18 protein-coding genes and 1 other RNA gene are annotated in these 23,058 nt (G+C 55.6%); 7 read left to right on the top strand and 12 right to left on the bottom strand.

Going from position 1 to position 23,058, the window contains the following annotated elements:
* Together CPY64_RS10960 and CPY64_RS10955 are read right to left on the bottom strand one after the other, a co-directional pair.
* Window positions 1-1,707, bottom strand: a complete 1,707-nt coding sequence (locus CPY64_RS10960; RefSeq protein WP_042481853.1) for a methyl-accepting chemotaxis protein — start codon at window positions 1,705-1,707, stop codon at window positions 1-3.
* Window positions 1,708-1,909: 202 nt separating this feature from the next.
* Window positions 1,910-2,533, bottom strand: a complete 624-nt coding sequence (locus tag CPY64_RS10955) for a helix-turn-helix domain-containing protein (RefSeq protein ID WP_042481849.1) — start codon at window positions 2,531-2,533, stop codon at window positions 1,910-1,912.
* Between the two features lie 835 nt (window positions 2,534-3,368).
* Here CPY64_RS10955 and CPY64_RS10950 point away from each other — a divergent pair.
* Window positions 3,369-4,472, top strand: coding sequence for a sensor histidine kinase (locus tag CPY64_RS10950; RefSeq protein ID WP_226791363.1), 1,104 nt, complete (start codon window positions 3,369-3,371; stop codon window positions 4,470-4,472).
* 174 nt (window positions 4,473-4,646) lie between these two features.
* Entirely contained in the window at window positions 4,647-5,924 is a 1,278-nt protein-coding gene (gene speE, locus CPY64_RS10945) for a polyamine aminopropyltransferase (protein ID WP_042481843.1), read from the top strand.
* Window positions 5,925-6,004: 80 nt separating this feature from the next.
* Here speE and CPY64_RS10940 read toward each other — a convergent pair whose 3' ends face one another.
* Complete coding sequence (locus CPY64_RS10940; RefSeq protein WP_042481840.1) at window positions 6,005-7,714, bottom strand: sulfate adenylyltransferase; 1,710 nt, start codon at window positions 7,712-7,714, stop codon at window positions 6,005-6,007.
* A gap of 463 nt (window positions 7,715-8,177) precedes the next feature.
* Here CPY64_RS10940 and CPY64_RS10930 point away from each other — a divergent pair, with 463 nt between their 5' ends.
* A complete protein-coding gene (locus CPY64_RS10930; protein ID WP_042481833.1) occupies window positions 8,178-11,621 on the top strand; it encodes a hybrid sensor histidine kinase/response regulator in 3,444 nt (1,147 codons plus the stop codon).
* Here the strand turns inward: CPY64_RS10930 and CPY64_RS10925 are convergent.
* From CPY64_RS10925 to sstT, 7 genes are all read right to left on the bottom strand, one after another.
* The gene (locus tag CPY64_RS10925) at window positions 11,608-12,270 is read right to left on the bottom strand and encodes a response regulator transcription factor (RefSeq protein ID WP_042481829.1); all 663 of its coding nucleotides are present in this window, start codon (window positions 12,268-12,270) and stop codon (window positions 11,608-11,610) included. The genes CPY64_RS10930 and CPY64_RS10925 overlap by 14 nt on opposite strands.
* A gap of 128 nt (window positions 12,271-12,398) precedes the next feature.
* Window positions 12,399-14,063 (bottom strand): cation/acetate symporter ActP, encoded by a 1,665-nt coding sequence (gene actP, locus CPY64_RS10920; RefSeq protein WP_042481826.1) that lies wholly within the window; start codon window positions 14,061-14,063, stop codon window positions 12,399-12,401.
* Window positions 14,060-14,371, bottom strand: coding sequence for a DUF485 domain-containing protein (locus CPY64_RS10915; RefSeq protein WP_042481823.1), 312 nt, complete (start codon window positions 14,369-14,371; stop codon window positions 14,060-14,062). Before CPY64_RS10915 ends, actP begins: the two co-directional genes overlap by 4 nt.
* 287 nt (window positions 14,372-14,658) lie before the next feature.
* Window positions 14,659-15,495 (bottom strand): MurR/RpiR family transcriptional regulator, encoded by an 837-nt coding sequence (locus CPY64_RS10910; protein ID WP_042481821.1) that lies wholly within the window; start codon window positions 15,493-15,495, stop codon window positions 14,659-14,661.
* A 208-nt stretch (window positions 15,496-15,703) separates the two neighbouring features.
* Window positions 15,704-16,207, bottom strand: coding sequence for a nucleoside 2-deoxyribosyltransferase (locus CPY64_RS10905; RefSeq protein ID WP_042481817.1), 504 nt, complete (start codon window positions 16,205-16,207; stop codon window positions 15,704-15,706).
* Window positions 16,208-16,545: 338 nt separating this feature from the next.
* On the bottom strand, window positions 16,546-17,178 hold the full coding sequence (locus CPY64_RS10900) for a LysE family translocator (protein WP_042482218.1): 633 nt from the start codon (window positions 17,176-17,178) through the stop codon (window positions 16,546-16,548).
* Between the two features lie 156 nt (window positions 17,179-17,334).
* Window positions 17,335-18,561 (bottom strand): serine/threonine transporter SstT, encoded by a 1,227-nt coding sequence (gene sstT / locus CPY64_RS10895; protein WP_042481814.1) that lies wholly within the window; start codon window positions 18,559-18,561, stop codon window positions 17,335-17,337.
* A gap of 145 nt (window positions 18,562-18,706) precedes the next feature.
* Here sstT and ssrA point away from each other — a divergent pair.
* The 4 genes from ssrA to CPY64_RS10875 all read left to right on the top strand — a co-directional run bounded on the left by ssrA (window position 18,707) and on the right by CPY64_RS10875 (window position 21,688).
* Window positions 18,707-19,068, top strand: a transfer-messenger RNA (tmRNA) gene (ssrA, locus tag CPY64_RS10890).
* A gap of 116 nt (window positions 19,069-19,184) precedes the next feature.
* Window positions 19,185-19,808: a glutathione S-transferase family protein gene (locus tag CPY64_RS10885; RefSeq protein WP_042481811.1), complete on the top strand. Its 624-nt coding sequence runs from the start codon at window positions 19,185-19,187 to the stop codon at window positions 19,806-19,808.
* 155 nt (window positions 19,809-19,963) lie between these two features.
* Complete coding sequence (locus tag CPY64_RS10880; RefSeq protein ID WP_042481808.1) at window positions 19,964-20,899, top strand: NAD(P)/FAD-dependent oxidoreductase; 936 nt, start codon at window positions 19,964-19,966, stop codon at window positions 20,897-20,899.
* 93 nt (window positions 20,900-20,992) lie between these two features.
* Entirely contained in the window at window positions 20,993-21,688 is a 696-nt protein-coding gene (locus CPY64_RS10875; RefSeq protein ID WP_042481805.1) for a class I SAM-dependent methyltransferase, read from the top strand.
* A 56-nt stretch (window positions 21,689-21,744) separates the two neighbouring features.
* Here the strand turns inward: CPY64_RS10875 and CPY64_RS10870 are convergent, their stop codons facing one another.
* Together CPY64_RS10870 and CPY64_RS10865 are read right to left on the bottom strand one after the other, a co-directional pair.
* Window positions 21,745-22,206, bottom strand: a complete 462-nt coding sequence (locus CPY64_RS10870) for an Rrf2 family transcriptional regulator (RefSeq protein WP_042481802.1) — start codon at window positions 22,204-22,206, stop codon at window positions 21,745-21,747.
* Window positions 22,207-22,333: 127 nt separating this feature from the next.
* The gene (locus CPY64_RS10865; RefSeq protein ID WP_042481799.1) at window positions 22,334-22,987 is read right to left on the bottom strand and encodes an FMN-binding negative transcriptional regulator; all 654 of its coding nucleotides are present in this window, start codon (window positions 22,985-22,987) and stop codon (window positions 22,334-22,336) included.
* Window positions 22,988-23,058: the final 71 nt, after the last annotated feature.

Genomic DNA, 23,058 nt, shown 5'->3' with positions numbered 1-23,058 from the left:
CTAGGTGCTGGATGCCAATTGTCGCAGTCGGCCCGGATGGACGGGTCGGCGACGAGCGGCATCCATATTCACAACCGGGGCCAGAACCAGGGGGGTAGAGGAGCGAGTGGGCTTGTGGCTGTGCGCACTGTCTCCATGATTCAGCACGCTGATAGCCTCTTGCAGCTCGGCTCCGTTCTGATTCAGTTCCTGAGCGGTTTCACTCAAGTCATGGACCAGGGCGGCATTGTCACTGGTAATTTGGTCCACCTGTTTCAAGGCCTGGGTCAATTGGCCCAAGCCAATGCTTTGCTCGCTGGTGGCAGCAGAAATTTCACCCATCAAACCAGCCACTTCAGAGACCGAAGTCAGAATCTCCTGCATGGTTTGACCGGCATGGGCAGCATGGTCCGCTCCCTCAGCACTGAGCGTCTGGGTTTCCGTGACCAACTGCTTGATTTCATCCGCCGCTTCGGCCGCTTGCTGGGCCAGCGAACGAACGGCAGAGGCGACTACGGCAAACCCTTTACCGGCTTCCCCGGCCCGCGCAGACTCAATCGAGGCGTTGATTGACAAAATATTGGTTTGAAAGGCGATGTTATTGATCATCGACACAATATTGCCAATATGCTGCGAGCTTTCCAGAATCTGTTGCATGGACGAGCTGACTTTTTGCACCGCCTCATTGCCACGACTGGCAATATCCGCACTGCGGCTGGCCAGTTCATGGCTGGCCTTGGCATTGTCTGCGGTTTGCAAAACGGCCTGCCCGAACGAGCTCATGCTGGCGGTTGTCTCTTGCATGGATGCGGCTTGCTCTTGAGTGCGTGCTTCCAGCAAAGCACTGTTGTCCGAAAGTTTGCGCGATACCAGCTGATTGTTTCCGCAGCTCTGGTCCACGTCCGTGCTGATGCTCATCAGGCTTTTGCGCATCAGATCCAGATTCTGTCCCAGCGTTTCCAGCTGTTTTACGGCGGGCCCACGCGTGTTGACCGTCAGGTTGCCTGCCGCAATCTGTTGGGCAATGTGCGTGGCCGTTTTAAACGATCCCAACACGCGTCGCATCAGCACGGCCTGATAGCCCAAAATCATCAGCGTGCCCACGCCCAGGGAGCTGGCCAGCAGAATCATGCTTTGTTGCGGCATTTCCGTATTCAGGATCATGGTAATAATCCCGCCGGTAATGCCCAGATTCAACAGGCCTTTTCGTAAAAAGGCAGCCAGCAAACTGGGGCCGGCTAAAAAACGAAGGCCGGCAAAAGGGCGGCGCCAGCTGCGGGCTGTAATTTGGCCAGCGCGTATGGTTCGCGAACGATTTCGACCCGCGCGCAATTCCTGATAAAACTGTTCAGCCGCTTGAATATCTTGGGTTTTTGCGCGCACACGTACCGACGCAAAACCGGTTAATTCGCCTTGTTCAATAATCGGGCTGGCATGGGCCAGGACCCAATAAAAACCACCATCTTTACGGCGATTCTTTACCACGCCCACCCATGAGCGCCCCTGTTTCAGGGTATGCCACAAATCTGCAAACACTTCAGGTGGCATATCGGGGTGACGCACGATATTGTGCGGTGCGCCAATCAGCTCTTCCCGACTGAACCCGCTGACCTCGACAAAGGCCGGGTTCGCATAAATGATGCGACCGGCCAGATCAGTTTTGGAAATCAGATACTGCTCGTCCAGCAGCTCGGTTTCGATGCCGGTAATTGGTAGGTTCTTGCGCATAGCCTTTCCCTTTGTATTTTTGTATCAGCAAAAGACTCGAGATAAACGGATCAATTTCTTGTTGTGAATTTTCGTGAATAGTATCATTTGATACGTTTTTTATGTCTAAAAATAAAAAAATGATAATCAAATGAAAGTTTTTGTCACAAAGAGATCGAAATTGAAAAAAATGATCCGTGCTGATAAAGGGAAGAGGGAGCGCTCAGGAGGGCAGGTACTGGGCGTGGAAGGCTTCGCTGAGCAGTTGCAGGAGCAGGGCAATGGGAATGGGTTTGGCCAGGGCTGTCGCGTTGCCGGGCAAACCGCCACGCGCGTGAATATCAGCGGCGCTCAATGCAGAAATCACGTAAATCTGGGTATGTTCAGTTTCAGGGGCATCGGCCAGCGCCTTGAGCATGGCAAACCCATCCAGTTTGGGCAGGTTCAGGTCCACGATCAGCACATCGGGGTAGAAGTTGCCGGCGGCAATCAGACCTTTCAACCCATCTTGCTCGCAGCGCAACTCGACCGGGAAGGGTAGATGTTCCATGGCCATACGGTAAATCGCCAGCAAATCCAGGTCGTCTTCAACGACCAGGACGCGCAGGCAGGGTTCACCGCTGCAAACGGGCAGGCTGGGAGTAATCGGGGCGTCGGGTGTCTGGGAACTGGTTTGCCCCTGGCGCTCTTGCAAGATGGCTTGTACGGAGTCACGGTCGATACGTCGGTGCCCGCCTTGGGTTTTCCAGGCTTTCAGGGTCCCGGCTTCTACCCAGAGTTGTACGGTGCGTACAGACACACCTAGCAAATCAGCAGCCTGCCGAGTGGAGTAAACGGCGTCGTTCATGGAATCAACAAAATGAAAGCAGGCCAGACCGGGGAAAAGAAGGCTGTGTGCCCCGATGTAGCAGTGCAAAGTGTAGAGACGGTATTAGTAAGTACAGAACTACTAATAATGGCAATGGAAAGTGGCCTGTTCACGCCAAGTGATAGGCAGAGTAGTCGACACACATGCTTCTAATATCTCCGATTTTCAGATGTTCATGCTTCGTCAGGGAGTCACTTCAATCGGGCGGGCCCGTGAACCTGGACTCGCCTTGCTGATTTTACGCGTATCCCTTGCACTGTCGTGTTACCGGACGGGCCCAGTGTGGGTAGCTGTACACACTTATAAGTGTTGGTGATATGGGCGGGTCCGAGCGATGTTTGGCTTGTCGGGCCAAGAAAAAGGGTGTTAGCACCCTAGCATTTGTTTTTATCGTTAGTTTTGATCCTGGTCAGTCTTTATGAAGTAAACGGGAATCTATTTTGTACAAGTTTCCGTATTTTCTCAAAGAAAATTTATGGACCTTATGATACGGCGGTTTCTGCCGTTAAGCAGTATGGATAGGGGTTTTGGGGTAAAGCTTTTAAAACGTACCAATACCTTTCCTGTTGTGTCGCTTAATTGTTATGAAATTTATTTATTAGGCGGTTAACCGTTTTTTTTACCCAGACTAATGCAAGGGCATTGGCATATCAGTAATCCCATCGAGAAAAATGCTTGGTTTATCCGCTGGATTGGCGTTTTGTTGCATGGAGATTGAAACCACACTGAGGCAGGCGCAGTGCTTGTTTTGGGAAGAAAATAGGGGATTGGCTTGTCGCTCACACTATTTACCAGTTTTTTAATCGGGCAACGTTTGTTTCAACGAACGAGCGTCCCTAAATGGCCGGGGCAGGCTGATGACAAAGCGCATCGCTTTGAGCAAATGCTGGATGCCTTACCCGATGCCATTGTCATGTTTGATTCCTGTGGGCGAGTGGAAGGCTGTAATCAGGCCATGCGCCGTTTACTGGATATACCCGATTTAGCCAAGGGTATCGATGATTTAATCGGTTTTTTCCAGAGTCTGGAAAAAGGAATACAGGCAGATTTGGCGTATTTACTGCCTGAAATTAGTCAGGTCATTCAGCGCGTGAAAACTCCCTTTTACTGCATGCACCGGGATGGTGAAGGGGAACAGGCTCGCGCACTGGAGTTTCATGCCTATGCCGCCTCGGACTCAGACACCACAACCCTGTTGATGATTCGCGATGTCAGCGAAAAAATGCAGCAGGAGCGCGACCGTGCTGACTGCTTTGCCGTAGCGGCCCATGAAATACGCTCGCCGTTGGCCGCTATCAGTGGGTATATCCAATTGCTGCAACTGGAGACGACCCCTTCAGCCTGGGCGAGCAAGATTTATACCCAATTACATGAGAAAGTCCGTAGCGTAGATGTGCTGCTGGACGACTTGACGCGCCTGAATCGCATGGAGCACGAAGGGGCGGGCATGCAAGAATGGCGCGAGTCCGATTTGCGTGCTGTGCTGCGCCTGAGTCTGCGTCCCTTTCATGAGCAGCGCCACCGCATTTCTCTGGATTTGCCCACGTATGGCTTGTGGGTCAAAGCGGATATTGTTCCTTTACTGGTGGCTCTGCGCAATGCGCTGGAAAATGCCCTGAAGTATTCCGCGCCGGACACCATGGTGACCTTGCGCTTGCAGCCCGGCGAAACTGGCTGGGCGCGTATAGAGGTCCTGGATCAAGGGCCGGGAATTGATCCGCTCTATAAAGAGAAGGTGTTTGACAAGTTCTATCGTCTGCCCGGCCAGCAGGAGCAAGGAAGCGGTCTGGGCTTGTCCATTTTGCGCTCGATTGTGCATCACCATGGGGGCAAGGTCTATTTCAAGGACCGTCCGGGGCCGGGCGCCCATTTGGTCATGGAATTGGTTCTGCTGCCTTCCGCCTCGTATATACCTTAATCTTCTCTAAAATAGGGTTATTTTCATATATTTAAGTTTGATATAAGGTACAATTTCCGCTCTTTTCGATGAAGCGAGGTGATCGCCATTTCAGGTGCACCTCGCTTTGAAGTTTTTATGTTGCGGTCATCTCGTTGGTAGGGGACGCAAAATCCGTTAAAGGAGCACACGATTATGCAAGGCTTGCACTTGACCGCAGACCTTTGCCAATGTGCATGCAGCCCGGAGCTGCTGATCGATGCCCAGAAACTGGCTGATTTTTGCCGCCAGCAAACGATTGATGCAGGGCTGACGATTGTTGGTGAAGAGTGGCAGGCATTTCCCGAGTTTGAAGGGCAGCCCGGTGGCGTAACCGGTGTACTGTTGCTGGCCGAATCTCACTTGGCCATCCATACCTGGCCAGAGCGTGGTGGCGTGACGCTGGATGTGTATGTCTGCAACTTCATGCAGGACAACTCCGGTAAAGCGACCCGCCTGATCAACGGAATTGAACAGGCTTTCAAGCCCGGCCAGGCCCAGCGTAATCGCTTGTGGCGCGGCGAGGCCGACGGCCCGGCTCATGCCGGCGAATTGCTGACTGAAAACCTGAACCAGGATGCCTTGTACGGTTTCCGCTTTACCGAGCGTTTGCTGGAGCGCCAGACCGCTTTCCAACGTCTGGAATTGCTGCGTTCCGAAACCCTGGGTACGACCTTGCGCCTGGACGGTTGCATGATGACCTCCGAGGCTGAAGAGTTCTTCTATCATGAGGGTCTGATTCACCCGGCCGCCATGGCTCACCCCAATCCACGTCGCGCCCTGATTGTGGGCGGTGGTGATGGCGGAGCCCTGGAAGAACTGTTGAAGTACCCCAGCCTGGAGCGAGTCTCCCTGGTTGAACTGGATGGTGAGGTGATTGAGGTAGCTCGCGAGCACCTGCAGTCCATTCACAAGGGTGCGTTTGATAACCCGCGTGTGCAGATTCAGATTGAAGACGGCGCGAAATTCCTGGCCAATACGCAAGAGCAGTTTGATCTGATTTATCTGGATCTGACGGACCCTGAAACGCCAGCCGGTCCCTTGTACACGACTGCGTTTTTTGAATCCTGCAAACGTGCGCTGGCAAGCGGCGGTGCTTTGGTATTGCACCTGGGTTCGCCTTTCCACGAAAGCCAGCAGGTCAAGAATCTGAGTGCCTCCCTGGCCAGCGTGTTCGCGCAAGTGCATGGCTACGGTCTGCATATTCCGTTGTACGGCTCTTACTGGGGGCTGGCAATTGCCTCCGACGAGCTGAATCCGCGTGCATTCTCCACCGAGCAGATCCAGGAACGCCTGGAGCAGCGTATGAGCAGCGAGAACCAGGATTCCCTGCAGTTCTACAACGCTGACCTTCATGGCGCCTTGTTTGCTCTGCCTACTTTCTACCGCCGCCTGATGCCTGTGAACGAGGTCAATCTGGAAGAGGTCTGTTAAGCAGGTTCTGTCATTAAAAAAGCCCCTGATCTTGCTGAGATCAGGGGCTTTTTCATTCTGCGAACAAACTGGATAGCGCCTTACTCCTTATCCGCCCCACGGTAGCGCTGGTAGGGCAGAACGTTCCAGGTGCGTGTGGTCAACTGCCTGGCAGAAATCACCGCTGGAATATCGTCCAGCAAGCTGCGGGCCGAATGCAGCTCCCGCACGACCTCTTGCTTGTCCTGGTACATGAACTCGTCCGAGGCCTCTTCCGGTGCTTGCTGGTGCTTTTCTTCCAGATCGCTGATCAGACGTTCCTGCTGGAAACGCAGGGCGGCACGCGCATCCTCAATCCAGGCGGCTTGCATGCTGCGGTTGTGGTCCACGACGGCGCTGTACTCCGCGTACACCCCGTTATAAATATCCCCCGCATGATGTCGGACGTCGTGGCTGGCAATTTCCAGATCGCGGACGGTCAGTTGAGAGGGATCCAGCGGCTCACTCCGCTTGGCCCCGCCCAGACGAGTGTATTGGGTGTAGTAGGGGAACATGCTCTGGATAACCTTGCTGACGGGTTGGATGGCTTCGCCTTCCTCGCACAGTCCCTTGGGTTGTACGCCTTGCATGGCAGGCAGGATGGATTCGGGGCGGCAAATCTCCTTGGGTGGCATGATGCCGTGACGCAGCATCTCGCGAATGCCGGTGCCGGAGATGGTCAGCCTGAAGCGATCATCGTGCGGGCAGGTCTCGGAAGTGGCATGGCAGGCGCAGCGCGTGCAGTAAAACACCTCATGGAACAGGCGCACATCAATACCCATTTCCTTGGGGCTGAACTGGTCGAAAATACTGTGGCTGGCGTATTTGTCGTAGTAGCTGCCAATCCCGGCGTGATCCCGACCAATCAGGGCGTGAGTACACCCGTAGTTCTTCATGATCAGGGCATGCAAAATGGTTTCGCGCGGGCCCGCAAAAATATAGGTAACGCGCAGCGGTGACAGGATGGCGCGGTCCTTGGGGTAGTAGGTATCCAGCACATTCCGGTAGGCCATCATGCGGAACTCATGGCGCACGTATTCGCGTTTGGCCATCTCTACCAGCGGCTGCAGGAACAGGCCATCAATCCCCTCCAGCGCATTGCGGTGAATGTACTCGTGGCCCCGGTGCAGCGGGTTCGCGCCGGTGATAAAGCCTGCCACGGAATTGAATTTCTTTTCTTCATAGAACAGGCGCCAGGTGTCTTTGGGTTCGCGACGCAGCTTCTCGAACGGGCCCCAGTCCACACGTTGCAGCAGGTGCAAGGTGCCGCCCAGAGACACATCGCCCATGCGGCGGTAAATGGAGTCCACGCCGGGGTGGTTTCTGTCCGTGGTGCCAAACAGTTGCTGGGCGCGCTGCTCCTTGTCGTAGGAGAAGATGTCCTCGATGCTGAGGATGGCCACTGGCTCGTTGTCGCTATTGGTCAGTGCCACTTCAGAGCCGACCGAAAGGCCTTTGATAATGTCGCGGTTGCGATCGCCAATCGGGGCGAAGCTCAAAGGCACAGGCCACACCACACCATTACTCAAGCGACCCTCTTTGAGCACGGAGTTGTAGTCGGCCTCGTTCATGAAGCCTTTGTTGGGGGAGAGCACGCCGGTGGCGATCATCTCGATGGTGATGACCGCCTCCAGATCCACGCGGATGCTGGGCAGGGAGCGCGCACGCTCGATCTCGTCCTTGACGCGATCTTCCGGGACGACCTGGTTGACCAGCGTTCCACCGTGCGGCTGTTGTGGATAGCGGTCAAAGTTCAATGTTGAGTGCTGCATATTGCCTCCTTTAATTTGCCCCGCATGACGATGGAAGATAGTTTTTTTGTCGGGGCGTTTTTCTGCTTGTGGGTGATAGATGTGTTCTGGGCCGGAGCAGGTGCTCCTTGCTTTCAAACGCTCTATTTCTTTTTGTGATGTCAGATGAAAAAACTTCGTCTGAACAGGTGACACAGCGCTGGCTTGACTATCGCCTGCGCATCGCTTTGTTGCAGTCCTTGAGGCCGGGGCTGACGGTAGGCATACAGGCATCGTTCAGGGCGGGTTGGCGGGTGATGTGACCCTCCCCGTGGCCTACGATGCTGCGGGTGCTGCTTGCGCCAGGAACTCCGTCCTGAAATTCAAATTGGGTATAGGTGATAAGCCCTAGCTTTCCCAGGCCATATACCGCTGGAACTGCCTTAGTATTACCCACAATCGCGAGAAAAATCATCGCGTTATACCAAAGTAGGAGACAGTGCAGATGACGCCAGCTTGGGTGGTGTTGGCTTCCTTGATTTATGCGGCAATCTTGTTTGCCATTGCCTGGTTCGGGGACAGGAATCCCTTGTATACCCAGCGGCCCTGGTTGCGACCCACGGTCTACAGCCTGGCCCTGGCTGTGTACTGTTCTTCGTGGACGTTTTATGGTGCAGTCGGCTCGGCCGTGCGCTATGGCATCGGCTTTTTGCCTATTTATTTAGGTCCCATGCTGATGCTGCTGTTTGGCTGGCGGATTATCGAACGCCTGGCGTTGGTAGCCCAGTCCCAGAATACGGTTTCCATTGCGGACTTCATGGCCAGTCGTTATGGGCGCTCGCAGCGCTTGGCGGCCATGGTGGCGGGGATTGCCGTGGTGGCGGCCGTTCCGTATCTGGCTCTGCAGTACAAGGCCGTGGCCTTGAGTTTGAGTGTGCTGGCCGGGACGGAATTTCATGCCGGCTTGTTCGGCGATCCGGCCTTGTATGTGGCCATTTTGATGGCCTTGTTCTCCATTCTGTTTGGAACGCGACAGGTTGATGCCACCGAGCACAGACCGGGTTTGATGCTGGCTGTGGCGTTTGAATCGGTGGTGAAACTGGTGGCGCTGGTCGCCGTTGGTTTGTTCGCCTTTCGCTGGTTTGGCGAGGCTGAACTCAATATGGTGGGAGCTGTCACCACCTTGTTCGAGAACAGTCCACCCGTGGGCTTTGTAGGGCAGACCTTGCTGGCTTTTGCCGCCATTATTTGTTTGCCCCGTCAGTTCCATGTGGCCATTGTGGAGTGTGGTGACGTGGTGGATATACGGCGGGCGCGCTGGTTGTTCGGTGCGTATCTGCTGGTGGTCAGCGTCATGGTTTTGCCTATTGCCGCGGCGGGTGTCAGCTTGTTTGGCGCCGGGGGCGAGGGCGTGGCACCGGACAGTTTTGTGCTGGCCTTGCCCTTGTCGCAAAACCAGGTTGGCCTGGCCTTGATGGTTTATATAGGCGGTTTTTCTGCGGCAACCGGCATGGTGATTGTGACCAGCGTGGCACTCTCGACCATGGTCAGTAATGACTTGGTGATGCCCTTGTTGCTGCGCCGTGGTTGGGCGCAATATCAGCAAAGCACGGTGGCTTCTACGGTGCTATGGATACGTCGTGTTGCCATCATGGCGCTGGCGGGCGTGGCTTATGGCTATTACATGCTGAGCGGCAGCGACACGACCTTGGCGGCCTATGGGTTGATGGCTTTTGTGGCGGTCGCACAGTTTGGGCCGGGCTTGATTGGTGGCTTGTATTGGCGCGGTGCCAGTCGACAGGGCGTAGAGGCCGGACTGCTATTGGGCTTTGCCATCTGGGTCTATACCTTGCTCTTGCCGACTCTGACCGAGGTCGGCTGGTTGGCGGATGACTGGTTGCATCAAGGACCTTTTGGACTGTCCTGGCTGCGCCCTTATCAGTTGTTTGGCGTAGAAGGTTGGGACCCGCTGACGCATGGCACTTTCTGGTCCTTGCTGTGCAATATCAGTGCTTTCTTGTGGGTGTCGTGGCGTCGACGTCCAGGCCTGGGAGAACGCTTGCGTGCCGAGCCTTTTCTGGATCCTTATGCAGAGCGACAAACACTGGCGGCCCGGCATTCTTATGGGGATCTGTCGGTGCACGATCTGCTGGCATTGGCGGAGCGTATTGTTGGCAAGAAAATGGCGCGCCGTGCTTTTGAGACTCAGGCCAGACAGGTCAAGCAAGCGCTGGAGCCCGGCTTGCGGGCTGATAGTGCCTGGGTGCATTTCACCGAGTTGCTATTGGCGGCGGCGGTGGGGGCGGCGTCTGCCCGTCTGGTGCTGACCAGTGCCTTGCGTGGTTCGGGCATGGAGGTGGCCGCCATCATGGCCGTGCTGGATGAGGCGGGCCAGGAGCTGCGTTTCAATCGGGATATTTTGCTGGCGACGCTGGAAAATATTGATCAGGGCGTCAGCGTGGTGGATGCGGACATGCGTCTGGTTGCATGGAACCAGCGCTATCAGCAGTTATTCGATTATCCGCCCAGCATGTTGTATGTAGGCCGTTCGGTGGCGGATCTGATTCGCTTTAATGCCGAGCGGGGCAAGGTCGATGGCGTGGAAAGCATCGGGGTGGAACAAGCCATAGAACGTCGTATTCAGTTCATGCGCGAAGGCTCGTCTTATGTGACTCAACGCATGTTGAATGACAAGCAGGTGGTGGAGCTGCGTGGGCGGCCTTTGCCAGGCGGCGGTTACGTCACCAGCTATAGCGACATCACGCATTACAAGCGCGTGGAGCGCGAGTTGCGGGAGATGAACGACAGCCTGGAGCAGCGCGTTGCAGTGCGTACGCAAGAGGCGGAAAAAGCCCAGGAGTCTCGTACCCGCTTCCTGACGGCGGTCAGCCACGACGTACTGCAACCGATTAACGCAGCGCGTCTGTTTGCCTCGGCCTTGCGGGATACCCATGATCTTGCGGAGATGCCCAATCTGGCCGAGCGGGTCGACACTTCTTTGCGTACCGCAGAGGAGTTGCTGGAAGGTCTGCTGGATATTTCCCGTCTGGATGCCGGAGCCTTGAAGCCGGATCTGGGTGTGATCAATGTGCAGCATCTGCTGCAGCATTTGGCGGACCAATACGCTCCTATGGCTGCACGCCGTGGTATCCAGTTGCGGGTTCATGCTCGACCTTTGCAGGTGTATAGCGACCATCGTCTGCTGCGTCGTGTGCTGCAGAACTTCCTGGCTAATGCCTTGCGGTATACGCAGGAGGGGCGGGTGGTGTTTGGCGTTCGAGTTCGGGGCAAGGAACTGGAGTTTCAGGTCTGGGATTCAGGACAGGGCATCCCGCCGCATCATATTCAGCAGATTTATGCGGAGTTCCATCGCTATGAGCAAGCCTTCGATTGGGATGGCCGCGGCCTGGGATTGGGCCTGTCCATTTGCCAACGTATTGCGGTCTTGCTGGGGCATACGCTGGATGTGCGGTCCGAAGTGGGGCGCGGCAGCATGTTCTCCATTCGCGTCCCTTTGAGCCACGCTAGCGAGGCCAGTAGTCACCCCAGCAAGGAGTCCAGCAAGCCTGCCGATGGCTTGCCTTTGACGGGCTTGCGCGTGCTGTGTCTGGATAATGATCTGGATATTATTGCGGGTATGGAAGTCTTGCTGGGCCGTTGGGGAGCGGAAATCATCACCGCCAATACGGTAGACAGTGCGTTGGAGAAAATAGCCCTGAACCCCGATGTCTTGCTGGTGGATTATCACTTGCATGATCGGCTGGATGGCTTGCAGGCGTTGCAATTATTGCGCCTGCATTTGCCTCATGCGCAGGGGGCTTTGTTGACGGCGGATGGTAGTGACGAGCTGAAAGCAGCGGCTAGACAATATGGCTATCTGGTGCTGACCAAGCCGGTAAAGCCCGCTTCGCTACGAGCTTTTTTGACCGCGCAAATTAAAACGTATTAGCGTCCTGGGATTCATCCTGGTTCAGGCCAAGATGACTGGCCATCAGGACGGCCTGGGTGCGGTTGGAGGCACCCAGCTTGCGCAAAATGGCTGTCATGTGCGCCTTGATAGTGGCCTCCGAGACATTCAGCTCGTAGGCGATCTGCTTGTTCAGTTGGCCGGTGCTGAGCATTTGCAGCACGCGAAATTGTTGTGGTGTCAGTTCGCGCAGTTTGGCTGCCACTTCGCGTTCGTCCAGGCTGATGCCGGGGGCGGACGAGCCGATTTCCGGCAGCCAGGTGCCACCATCCAGCACCACTTGCAAGGCCACACCCAGCGTTTGTGCATCGATGGATTTGGGGATGAAGCCCATGGCGCCGTGATCCATGGCGCGGCGCATGAAGCGGGCCTCTTCATGGGCGGTGACCAGAATGATGGGCAGGGAGGGATAGGTTGCGCGCAAATGAACCAGCGCACTGAACCCGATTGCCCCTGGAATGTCCAGATCCAGCAGGAGCAGATCGGCGTCAGGATGGTCGTCGACCAGTGGATATAAATTGGAGATGCGATCCGCTTCGTAGATGGCCGTGCCGGGAAACAGGCTGGCTACGACGCCTCGTAATGCTTCACGAAACAGCGGGTGATCGTCAGCAATGAGCAGTTCATTCATGTGAGGATTATGCCATGTTCAAGTTTCTGTAATGGTGCCTGCCAGGATGAGCTGCACATCAGTAAAAACAGGGCACCGAAATGCCCTGTTTTCTGTTCCAGCGTGCTGATTGAATCAGCGTAAAAGCCTTAGTGAGCGCTGGCGCTGGCAGCACCAATGCCGGTTTGACTGCGTACGGTCAGAGCTTCGAAGGCTTCGCGTTCCTTGGCAGCGCGTGCGCTGTTATCCAGGGTCGAGAACAGCCAGATCGAGAAGAAAGCCAGCGGGATGGAGAGGATGCCGGGGTTAGGGAAAGGCGTGATGGGCTCGGCAAAACCGAATACATCGACCCACACCGTGCTGCTCAAGACCACCCACACTGTGGCGGTGACCAGGCCCAGGAAGCCGCCAATGGTGGCGCCCCGTGTGGTGCAACCACGCCAGGCGATCGACAGCACCAGAACCGGGAAGTTGGCACTGGCGGCAATGGCAAAGGCCAGGCCCACCATGAAGGCAACGTTCTGGTTTTCAAAGATAATGCCCAGCAAAATTGCCAGCACACCCAGCACCACCGTGGAGATACGCGAAATGCGCATCTGGTCTTTTTCGGTCGCGCGTCCTTTGGCAATGACGTTGGCGTACAAGTCATGCGAAATAGCCGCGGCACCGGCCAAGGCCAATCCTGCAACCACGGCTACGATTGTTGCAAAGGTCACGGCGGCCAGGAAGCCCAGCAAGAGGTTGCCACCTACCGCATTGGCCAGGTGCACCGCCACCATATTGGTGCCACCAATCAGGTTGGTCAGCATGTTGAAGGAACCATCCGGGCCGGTCTGGAAGTACTCGGGATGCTTGACCAGCAAGGCGATGGCACCGAAACCGATGATGAAGGTCAGCAGGTAGAAGTAGCCAATAAAGCTGCTGGCGTAGATCACGGATTTACGGGCTTCCTTGGCATCGGCCACGGTAAAGAAACGCATCAGGATATGCGGCAGACCTGCGGTACCGAAGGCCAGGGCAATACCCAGGGACAGCACGTTCAGCGGGTTGCTGCTGACAGCTGCGCCGGGTTCAAGAATGGCGTGTCCGGTAGGGTGCGTTTCCACGGCAGCGGCCAGCATGGCATCGACATCCCAGTAGAACGCAGCCAGAACCAGAATCGTCATCAGTGTGGCACCGAACAGCATCAGTACGGCCTTGATGATTTGCACCCAGGTGGTGGCTGTCATGCCGCCAAAGGTGACGTAAATCATCATCAGTGAACCTACGATGACGACGGCCACGTTGTAGTCCAGACCAAACAGCAGCACGATCAGCTTGCCCGCGCCCACCATTTGCGCGATCAGGTACAGGGCGATGATCAGCAGGGACGCACTGGCCGCCAGAATCCGCATGGGGTTCTGGGACAGGCGAAACGAGGTGACGTCGGCAAAGTTGTAGCGGCCCAGATTGCGCAGGCGTTCTGCAATCAGGAACATCACGACCGGCCAGCCGAACATGAAGCCAATGGCGTAAATCATGCCGTCAAAACCGCTGACGTACACCATGCCCGCAATCCCCAGGAAGGAGGCGGCGGACAGATAGTCCCCGGCAATCGCCAGGCCGTTTTGAAAGCCGGTCAAACCGCCACCGGCGGTGTAAAAGTCGGACGTGGTGCGTGTGCGGCGTGCTGCCCACCAGGTAATGCCCATGGTCCCGGCAATAAAGATCAGGAACATGACAATGGCGGAGGTATTGGCCTGGCCGGGGGAGGCCGCCATGGCATTGCCGCTGGCCAGACTGAACAGGCCCAGGCTCAGAAGTAGTTTCTTCATGTCACATCCTTCATGATTTGAGCCAGCAAGGGGTCATACACCTTGTTGGAAATGTAGACGAAGGCGGACACCAGCACGACGGCGCTAAGCAGCACAATGGCGGCGCTAAGCACACCAATCGTCATGGTCATGGAACCGACAGAGCGGCTGAACAGTTCGGGATCAAAGGCCAGGGTCAGGATAAAACCGGCGTACACAATCACGGTCAAGCCGAAAAAGATCAGGCTCATGCGGTTGCGTCTTCTAAGCAACTCTTGATAGGCGGGGTGCTGGGTGACTGCCGTCACGACAGTATTGGCTGAGCTCATTTTGATGTCTCCTTATTGGGATTGATGATTCTTGGCATCGAGGCTCTCTAAACACGGCGTGTACAGAGAGTTGGCGCTTGAGGGCGCTCTGTGTACAGCATGTATAGAACGAATCAACTTTTCCCAACAGGCGACTTTGGTCGTAGATGAGAGGGGAGAGGGCTCTGAGTTTGGAGCCTGGGTTTAGCTGGACGGGGCAAATGATGCAGGAGACGCACAGGCACAAGAGCTTGTCTTTCTTGCCCTGAGTCGGTCGCGGAAGCTCAAAAAAGATGTTCTTTGTTTGATTAAAACAGCGCGTCAGCTGTGGTCAGTTCTTGTTCCGATTCATCACTGCGATTAGCGCCACGCACTTTCAATATCTCGGACAGCAGCAGATGAGACAGGCTGGCAACGGCCACTGAATTATCAGGCAACTGTTCTGAGCCAGACTGACAAGGCAGGGACCAGCGGGTTTTGGGGCGCTCTTTGTAATCCTGGTCGGTGATCAACACGATATCTGTGCAGTGTGTTTCCAGGCGCTGGATCAGTTCTGGCATGTGGCTGAGGCGTGGATGCAAATCAAAAACAATCACGACATCCTGTTGCCGGATGTCGGCCAGGTATTCGGAGACGGTCTGACCCGCTCCGGGGATAAGCCGTACGCCCGGCATGAGTTTGGACAAATGCCAGTGAAAATGCCCGGCCAGAAAGTAGTTTGCCTGCAGACCCACCAGCCACACCTGCCGCGCACGACTGATAGCTTGGCTGGCCTCCAGCAGAACCGAGTGGGAGAGATGCCGGTAGGTATTGCCCAGCTTGCTATAGCTGTCTTGCAAGTGCGCATGCAAGGTGGCCTCACCCGCAGACAGCGGTTGGCTGAGCGAGGTGAAGGCGTCATCCGTTTTTTCTGCGCGAATCTGCTTGCGTGCCGCTTCGTAGTTCGCGTATTCCAGACGCCGGATCAGGCGTGTGACGGTGGCATTGGAGACTTGGGCCAAGCTGGCCAGCTCCGAGGCGTTGTAGCTGGACAGATCGCCCGAGAAGTCCAACGTGAATTGGGCCAGACGTCGCTCGGAAGTGGGAAGGTCACTCAGGATGGCGCGTACACGGTCAAGAAAAGAGATGTTGCTGGTGTCTGGCATGGTGCTGGGCGTAGCCCTGTTTTTTTGATTCAAGAAAAGCGGGTGTTGCGGGGAACCCGTTGTTTGGTTCGTGTGGGCGGGTTAAAGGTTTCAGGGCCACATCATACCTGAGAGTCCGTGGCGTTTAATTCTACAAAAATCCGTTTAATTTCAAGCCTGTTTGAATGTTTGTCCTTGATTGCCAAGCAGAATTTTTTCTGCGAATGAATCAGCTGATGGCTTTGAAATAATCCTGCGCGGCAATCAGGGCATCGGTAAAGGTGCCATGTACGAACTCCGTGCTGATTGCCACCATCAGGTTCGAGGGCAGGCCAAAATCTTCAATCAAGGCGCCATTGCGGTCGCGCCAGATTTGGCTGGCCGGATCCAGTACGACCGGGCTGTAATGCTCTCTGACGGTATCCAGAACCGTATCAGCCGTGGAACGGTAGGTAAAAACAGGCAAGCCCTGAGCCACGGCATAGCCAATTTCAAAAGCGGTGCCGGTATCAATTTCTGCCCCCCTGAAGGGAGTGATATTCGCCAGTACCGCATCGGCCTGATCCAGCAGGCGGATATTGTGGTGGTAGATGGACGAGGCTTCGATTTCTTCCTGGTCAACGGGATGCAAAGGCTTGAAGCCAAAGTCTCGCACCAATTGCTTGTGCAGCTTGGCACGCTCGGTGGCATCACTAAAAAAAACGTCAGGACCCGCTAAATAGATACGCTTCATCTTGGCTCCTTGTTGATACGGGGTGAAGGGGAAATCGTGGCGGTCCAGGCTGGGCTGACAGCGCTGAGAAACCGGAGTTGCTAAGGGACTGGCCACGGTGCAAGCCTGGCAGGCCAAACAGGGCGGTCATCTGAATGATGATATACGATCCCATCCGCCGGAACATGGTGCTGGGTGTATGTATCTAGTCGGGTTTTGCGCTGTGTCGTTTTGCTTGTTGCTCCGGCGTCACGAATGGTGATGGACCGATTTGGAGCAGCCTGGGCCGGGTCGAAGCGCACAAGAAAAAGGGACCGTTTCGGGTCCCTTGTTTCCTTCAACCAAGTTGTGCATCCTACCTAGTTGGAGTTGCTGCGTCGGTACAGGCTCAAGGCAATACCCAGTCCCGCCAGCATGCCCGCACAACCCCGGTTCAACCAGCGCATGGCCTGGCCGGAAAGCAGGCGCATGGCGTGATGGCCACCTACGGCATAAACGGTCATCAGGGCAATATCAATCAGGGCAGTGATCAGGGCCAGCGTGATGTACTGGACTGCAATTGCCTCTTCCGGCCGGATGAACTGCGGCAAAAAGGCAGAGAAAAACAACAGCGCTTTTGGATTGGACAAGGCGACCAGCAAGGATCGCAGGAAAGCGGCTCGACCCGTCCGTACTTTCTCTGTGGGGGTGTCGGTCTGGACAGGGCGGACCGGCGCGTTCCAGAGCCCATAGGCCAAATACAACAGATAGGCCGCGCCTATCCATTTCACCACGGTAAAAAGCTGCTCGGAGGCAAGCAGCAAGGCGCCCAGCCCACAGCCTACGGCTGCGATCAGAATCAGGTCCGAGAGCGCCGCTCCCGCAATACCACATGCCGCAATCCGTTTGCCTCCATGCGCTCCATTATTCAAGGCCAGCAGCATGGTCGGCCCCGGAATGACGGTGACGGCAGCGACGGCAACGATATACAGAGAAAGGCTGGCTAAATCCACAAAGATTCCTTGATAAGAGCCTGACTGCGGAGGCGTCTGATAAAAATCGGACATCCAAGCATGGCGGCTGGTGTCCCGCCTGATGCGATCGAGTTGGGATTACCTACAAAAAAGGCCAGCCTGAATGGCTGGCCCCTTGTGCGTCAAGGTATCAAATCAGGCACGACCTGGTTCGAGTGTTGCCGCAGCGGTAAACAGCACGTCGGTCGAGGAGTTCAAGGCCGTTTCTACCGAGTCTTGCACCACCCCAATTACGAAGCCTACACCAACGACTTGCATGGCGACATCGTTGGAAATTCCGAACATATTGCACGCTAGTGGAATCAGCAGCAAAGAGCCACCGGCCACGCCAGACGCACCGCAAGCCGCAATGGTAGCTACCAGGCTCAGCAGCAGGGCAGTAGGCACGTCAGCCGGGATTTCCAGGGTATGGACGGCAGCCAGTGTCAGCACGGTAATCGTGACGGCAGCACCGGCCATATTGATGGTCGCGCCCAGCGGGATCGATACCGAGTAGGTGTCTTTATGAAGGCCCAGACGCTCGCACAAAGCCATGTTCACCGGAATGTTGGCCGCAGAGCTGCGGGTGAAGAAAGCTGTGATGCCGCTTTCACGCAGGCAGGTGAACACCAGTGGGTATGGATTGCGACGCAGCTTGGCAAACACGATCAAAGGGTTGACGACCAGGGCCACCATCAGCATGCAGCCCACCAGAACGATCAGCAGCAGACCGTACTGGCGCAGTGCGTCAAAGCCCGACTCGGCAATGGTCACCGCCACCAGACCAAAAATCCCCAACGGTGCAAAGCGAATCACCAGACGCACCAGGGAGGAAACAGCATTGGCCATATCGGTCAACAGATCACGCGACCCTTGCGAGCCGTGCTTCAGTGCCAGGCCCAAAGTAATGGCCCAGGCCAAAATGCCCATGTAATTGGCGTTGAGCAAGGCATCCACCGGGTTCACCACAATGCTGGTCAGCAGGTCCAGCAACACTTCGACGATATTGCCGGGCGGGTTCAGTGTGGAGTTGGCCAGATCCAGTTTGAGTTTCACGGGGAAGGCAAAACTGGCGATCACGGCAATCAGCGCGGCCAGGAAGGTGCCCAGAACATACAAGAGCAAAATCGGGCCCATGCGGCTGGATGACTGGGCCTTTTGATTGGCAATGGAAGACATTACCAGTACAAAAACCAGAATTGGCGCTACCGACTTCAAGGCAGAGACAAACAATTGGCCAAGCAGGGCGATCGAGTGCGCGACATCAGGAGCAAAGCGCCCCAACAAAATACCGGCGATCAAACCGATCACAATTTGAGTAACAAGACTGCCATGCAGGATAAAGCCTAATGGGCCTCTGGCTTGGTTGGCGGGATGGGCCATGGAAAGCGACTCCAGACAAAAGGGTAGGTGTGAAGTACGTGAAAAAACGCTCTGGCGAGGACTCAGCCAGAGCGCGGAAGAGGCTTATTCTAGCACCAGGAGCTATACATTTTGTAGCCGATGTGCTATGGTTGCTAATCCACATGGGGTCGACATGGCTTCGACGTGGGTCAAGAAGCAGCACAGGGCGTGTCGAGCACCAGTACGCTCGTAAATCCACTGGAAAACTATAAACGCCAACGACGAGCGTTTCGCTCTAGCCGCTTAAGGCTGGGCCACTGCACTAATTTGTCTTTGGGTTAGGTAGGGCAACCTACAGCAGTGTTATTTACAAAGAATCGAATCGGTCTGCGCCACGAAGTCCGGTTCTAAAACTTAGTGGATCGCCAAGGAAAGGCCTGTCAATTGGCATAGTCCAAGGTTAAAACTTAAAATTAATTGACTACACATGTAGAACTGTCTGTGGACGGCTTGCGGACGGGGGTTCAATTCCCCCCGACTCCACCAAGATATCCCAAGAAACCCAACCGCTTAACGGCTGTTGGGTTTTTTGTTTTTTGCTTGCCCAACAACACTTCAGCGTCATAATGATCCCTTCGTTTTATGGACAAAAGGAGATCGACATGTCTCGTTGGGTGTTCTATTCCGCGCCAGGGACCTGCGCGCTTGCCACTCATATCGCACTGCATGAAGCAGGGGCTGACTTTGATGTGGTCAAGCTGGATTTTGGTGCGAATCAACAGCAAAGCCCGGAGTTTCTGCGCGTCAATCCCAAGGGGCGTGTTCCGGCACTGGTGACAGAGCAGGGCGCGTTGACGGAAACCCCGGCTTTGCTGGCTTTTGTGGCACAGAGCTTTCCGGCTGCCAAGCTGGCTCCTTTGAATGATCCATTTGCGTTCGCCCGTATGCAGGAGCTGCACAGCTATTTGGCATCCACCGTGCATGTGGCCCACGCGCACAAGCGTCGTGGTTCCCGTTGGGCGGATGATCCTGCTGCGGAAGAAGCCATGCGTGCCAAGGTGCCGCAAAACATGACAGCTTGTGCGGCTTATCTGGAATCCCTGATTGCAGGTCCCTGGGTGCTGGGCGAACAGTTCAGTGTGGCCGATGCGTATCTGTACACCGTAGGTGGCTGGCTGGAAGGTGACTCGGTTGATATGAGCCAATTCCCCAAACTCAGTGCCTATCTGGAGCGAGTAGGGGCGCGCGAGGCCGTGCGCAAGGCGGTAGCCGAGGCCGCTGCCTGAACGACATTCTTTATATGCGTTGCGCTGTGTTCGGCACGGCGTAACGCCTTTCTTTCTGTTCCCGAATCAAAATCGTAACAAACATAGTTTCATGAGTTGACCTGTGTTTCTCTGATACGTAACATGAAAAGCTACGTTAAAGAGAAGGTGAATTTATGGACTTCGACATCATCATCGTCGGTGGCAGTTTTGCAGGTCAGGCTGCGGCGATTCAATTGGGTCGGGCGCGGCGGCGCGTACTTTTATTGGACGCGGGGCAACCGCGGAATCGCTTTGCCCGGGCCTCTCATGGTTTTCTGGGGCAGGATGGGTACGCTCCGGCCGCCATCATGGCGACGGCAAAACTTCAGCTTGCGAAGTACGGGACGGTCGAGCAGCGAGCGGGGCGAGCCGTGGAGGTTCATGCCATTGAGGGTGGGTTTCAGCTATTGACCGAGGACGCTCAGACCATCCGTGCGCGTCGCCTGATTCTGGCCACTGGCGTCAAGGACAGCTTGCCTGATATTTCCGGTATGCAAGAGCGTTGGGGCAGCAGCGTGCTGCATTGTCCTTATTGCCATGGCTTTGAACTGAACCAGAAGCCTTTGGGTGTATTGGCCAGCAGCGAACTGGCTATGCATCAAGCCATGCTGGTGCCAGATTGGGGGCCGACCACTTTGTTTACTCAAGCTGCCTTTACACCGAATGCAGAGCAGGAGGCCCAACTGATAGCGCGTGGTGTGCAGATTGAAAAGACACCGATTGCAGAGTTGTTGGGAAGCAAGTCCGGGCTGGAGGCAGTGCGTTTGCAGGATGGCAGAATTGTGGCTATTTCAGGTCTGTTTGTAGCGCCCAAAACAGAGCTGGCCAGCGACCTGGCCATACAGCTGGGTTGCAAGCTGACAGCGGGTCCTACGGGGGCTTTTATTGCTGTGGACCCCATGCAGCACACGTCTGTACCGGGTGTGTTTGCGGCGGGTGATGCTGCCAGTCCCATGGCTAATGCCACCATTGCTGCCGCTGCGGGGGTAATGGCGGCGGGTGGGGCACATCATTCCTTGATTTATGGCTTGGCGAAGCAGGGTGGAGCCAGCTCGGAAAAGGCTGCATGAGGCCAGAGCAATGTCCAGCGCCAAACTCCACGCAGACCGAGTAATGGCATAGGGTGCACCCATGCCATTGCTTACCACCCGCTCAGGATTTCAATGAAAACACCCACTTCCGTCCAGCCCTTTAGCGATCCTGCCTTGGTCGCCCGGTATGCCGATACAACACCACAGCGCATTCCTGGCTTCCATGATCTTCATCGCATGGCCTTGATCCTGCTTTCCGAACGAGCAAAGAGCAATGCCAGGATTCTGGTCCTGGCAGCAGGTGGCGGGCTGGAGTTGAAGTCTTTTGCGCAAGCCCGTCCAGATTGGTCGTTTGCAGGAGTCGATCCCTCGCAAGCCATGCTGGATCTGGCGGCCCAGGTGCTAGGGCCTTTGGGTTCGCAAGTGGGTTTGATACCAGGCTATGTGGACGATGCACCGCTGGAGCTGTTTGATGGTGCTACTTGTCTGCTGACTCTGCATTTCTTGTCAAAAGCAGAGCGCTTTTCGCTGTTGAAGTCCTTGCTCGCACGCTTGAAACCGGGGGCGGCGCTTGTGGTGGCCCATCATTGTCGGCCAGAGGAGGGGGCAACTGAGGACTGGCTAGCCCGATCCATCGCCTTTGCTACAGGGACGGAAACTACGGCGGAAGCGATAGGTTCTGCATCAAATATGGCCCGGCATTTGACGCTGTTAAGCCCGCAGGAGGAAGAGGGTTTGTTGCGGGAGGCGGGGTTCACCGCACCAGCCTTGTTCTATGCAGGGCTCTCGTTCCGGGGTTGGGTAGCCTATGCGGATGATCAGGCCTAATTGCTCAGCCTTTGCTCTTGTATTGATTCTGCCCTGAACCAAGCAGAGCCTGCAGATTATTGCTCCGCCATTTTCCTGTCCAGCTCTGCCATTTCTGCCTTATAGAGTTGCTCAAACTCAGCCAATAGCTCTGCCAGGGGGATGGCTTCCAGCCTTTGCATGACCAGGGTTTCCGCTTCCTTGAGCACATCGCCCAAGGCGGCGTTAATTACTTTGGCGACACCGCAGCTTGGGTTCTCGTTCTCGTGGCCGATAAAGAAGATACGCGGTCCCCCAACCGCTTTGTGTATGTCCAGCAGCGTGACTTCTTGCAGATCACAGCTTAGTGTCCAGCCGCCCCCGTGGCCTTTTTCGGAGCGCACGTAGCCCGCCTTGCGCAAGCCCGCCATGGTGCGTCGGACGACCACGGGATTGGTGCTGAGCATGGTGGCGATTTGCTCGGAGGTAAATGGCTGATCGTGCCTGGCCATGTGCAGCAAAACGTGCAGCATGCGGGATAGCCGACTATCACTTCTCATATTCTTGACCTTGTGATGCACCGAGGAAGGGGGACGGTGTCCCGGTGCACGAGCTCACATTATAAGTAGCAAGAAGGGGATAGTCAGATCGGGGTGGTTTGTACCGTGCAGCGGGCCGTCACCTTGTTTATTTCTGGGTTTCTTGTGCTCGTTTGTCTGCTGCCACCGCCTGCATTGCACTGCCAATGAAATGGTCCCCTTGGCTGATTAAGGCAGCTGATGCCGCCTCCACATCCCGAGCCTCTTTATTCTGACTGAGCTTGGTCTTGCCGATCAGGCGAGTGATTTCAATTTCAATCCCGACAATGGCTTTCAGCATGGCGTCGATATAGTCCTTGGGGCCATCCGTCATCTTCCAGGGCACGGGCTGGCTGGCTTCGTGAATGCGGGTCAAACGCGCCACGGCACCACGAACATAACGTTCATCATCGCGTATTGTTACCCGCCCATAAGCATGGGCTACGATGTAGTTCCAGGACGGGACTTGCTTGTGTGTTTCCAGCTTGCTGGGAAACCATTGCGGGGAGATATAGGCGTCCCCTGCACGAAATATCACCATCACTTCGTCGCCGTTGTCCAGGTCTTGCCATACGGGATTGTTTCTGGCGACGTGGCAGTGCAACACCCCTCGCGCGCCTTCCTGGGGATGCAGCATGAAGGGCAGGTGGTTCGCGCTTAAACCACTTTTGCCATTGGCGACCAGAATGCCTAGTGGATGCTGGGCGATCAGCTCGTGCAGTGTTTCAGGCCGGGATTCATTGAAGTGTGCGGGGATATACATCGTTGTCTTTCTGGGCTTGGGATTCAGGATCAATGTGTCTATTATTGATCTGTTCTGGATCATTACTCTGT

It is taken from the genome of Alcaligenes faecalis (assembly GCF_002443155.1).
Classification (GTDB): Bacteria; Pseudomonadota; Gammaproteobacteria; order Burkholderiales; family Burkholderiaceae_B; genus Alcaligenes; species Alcaligenes faecalis.
This window is presented reverse-complemented; position numbering and strand designations above follow the sequence as displayed.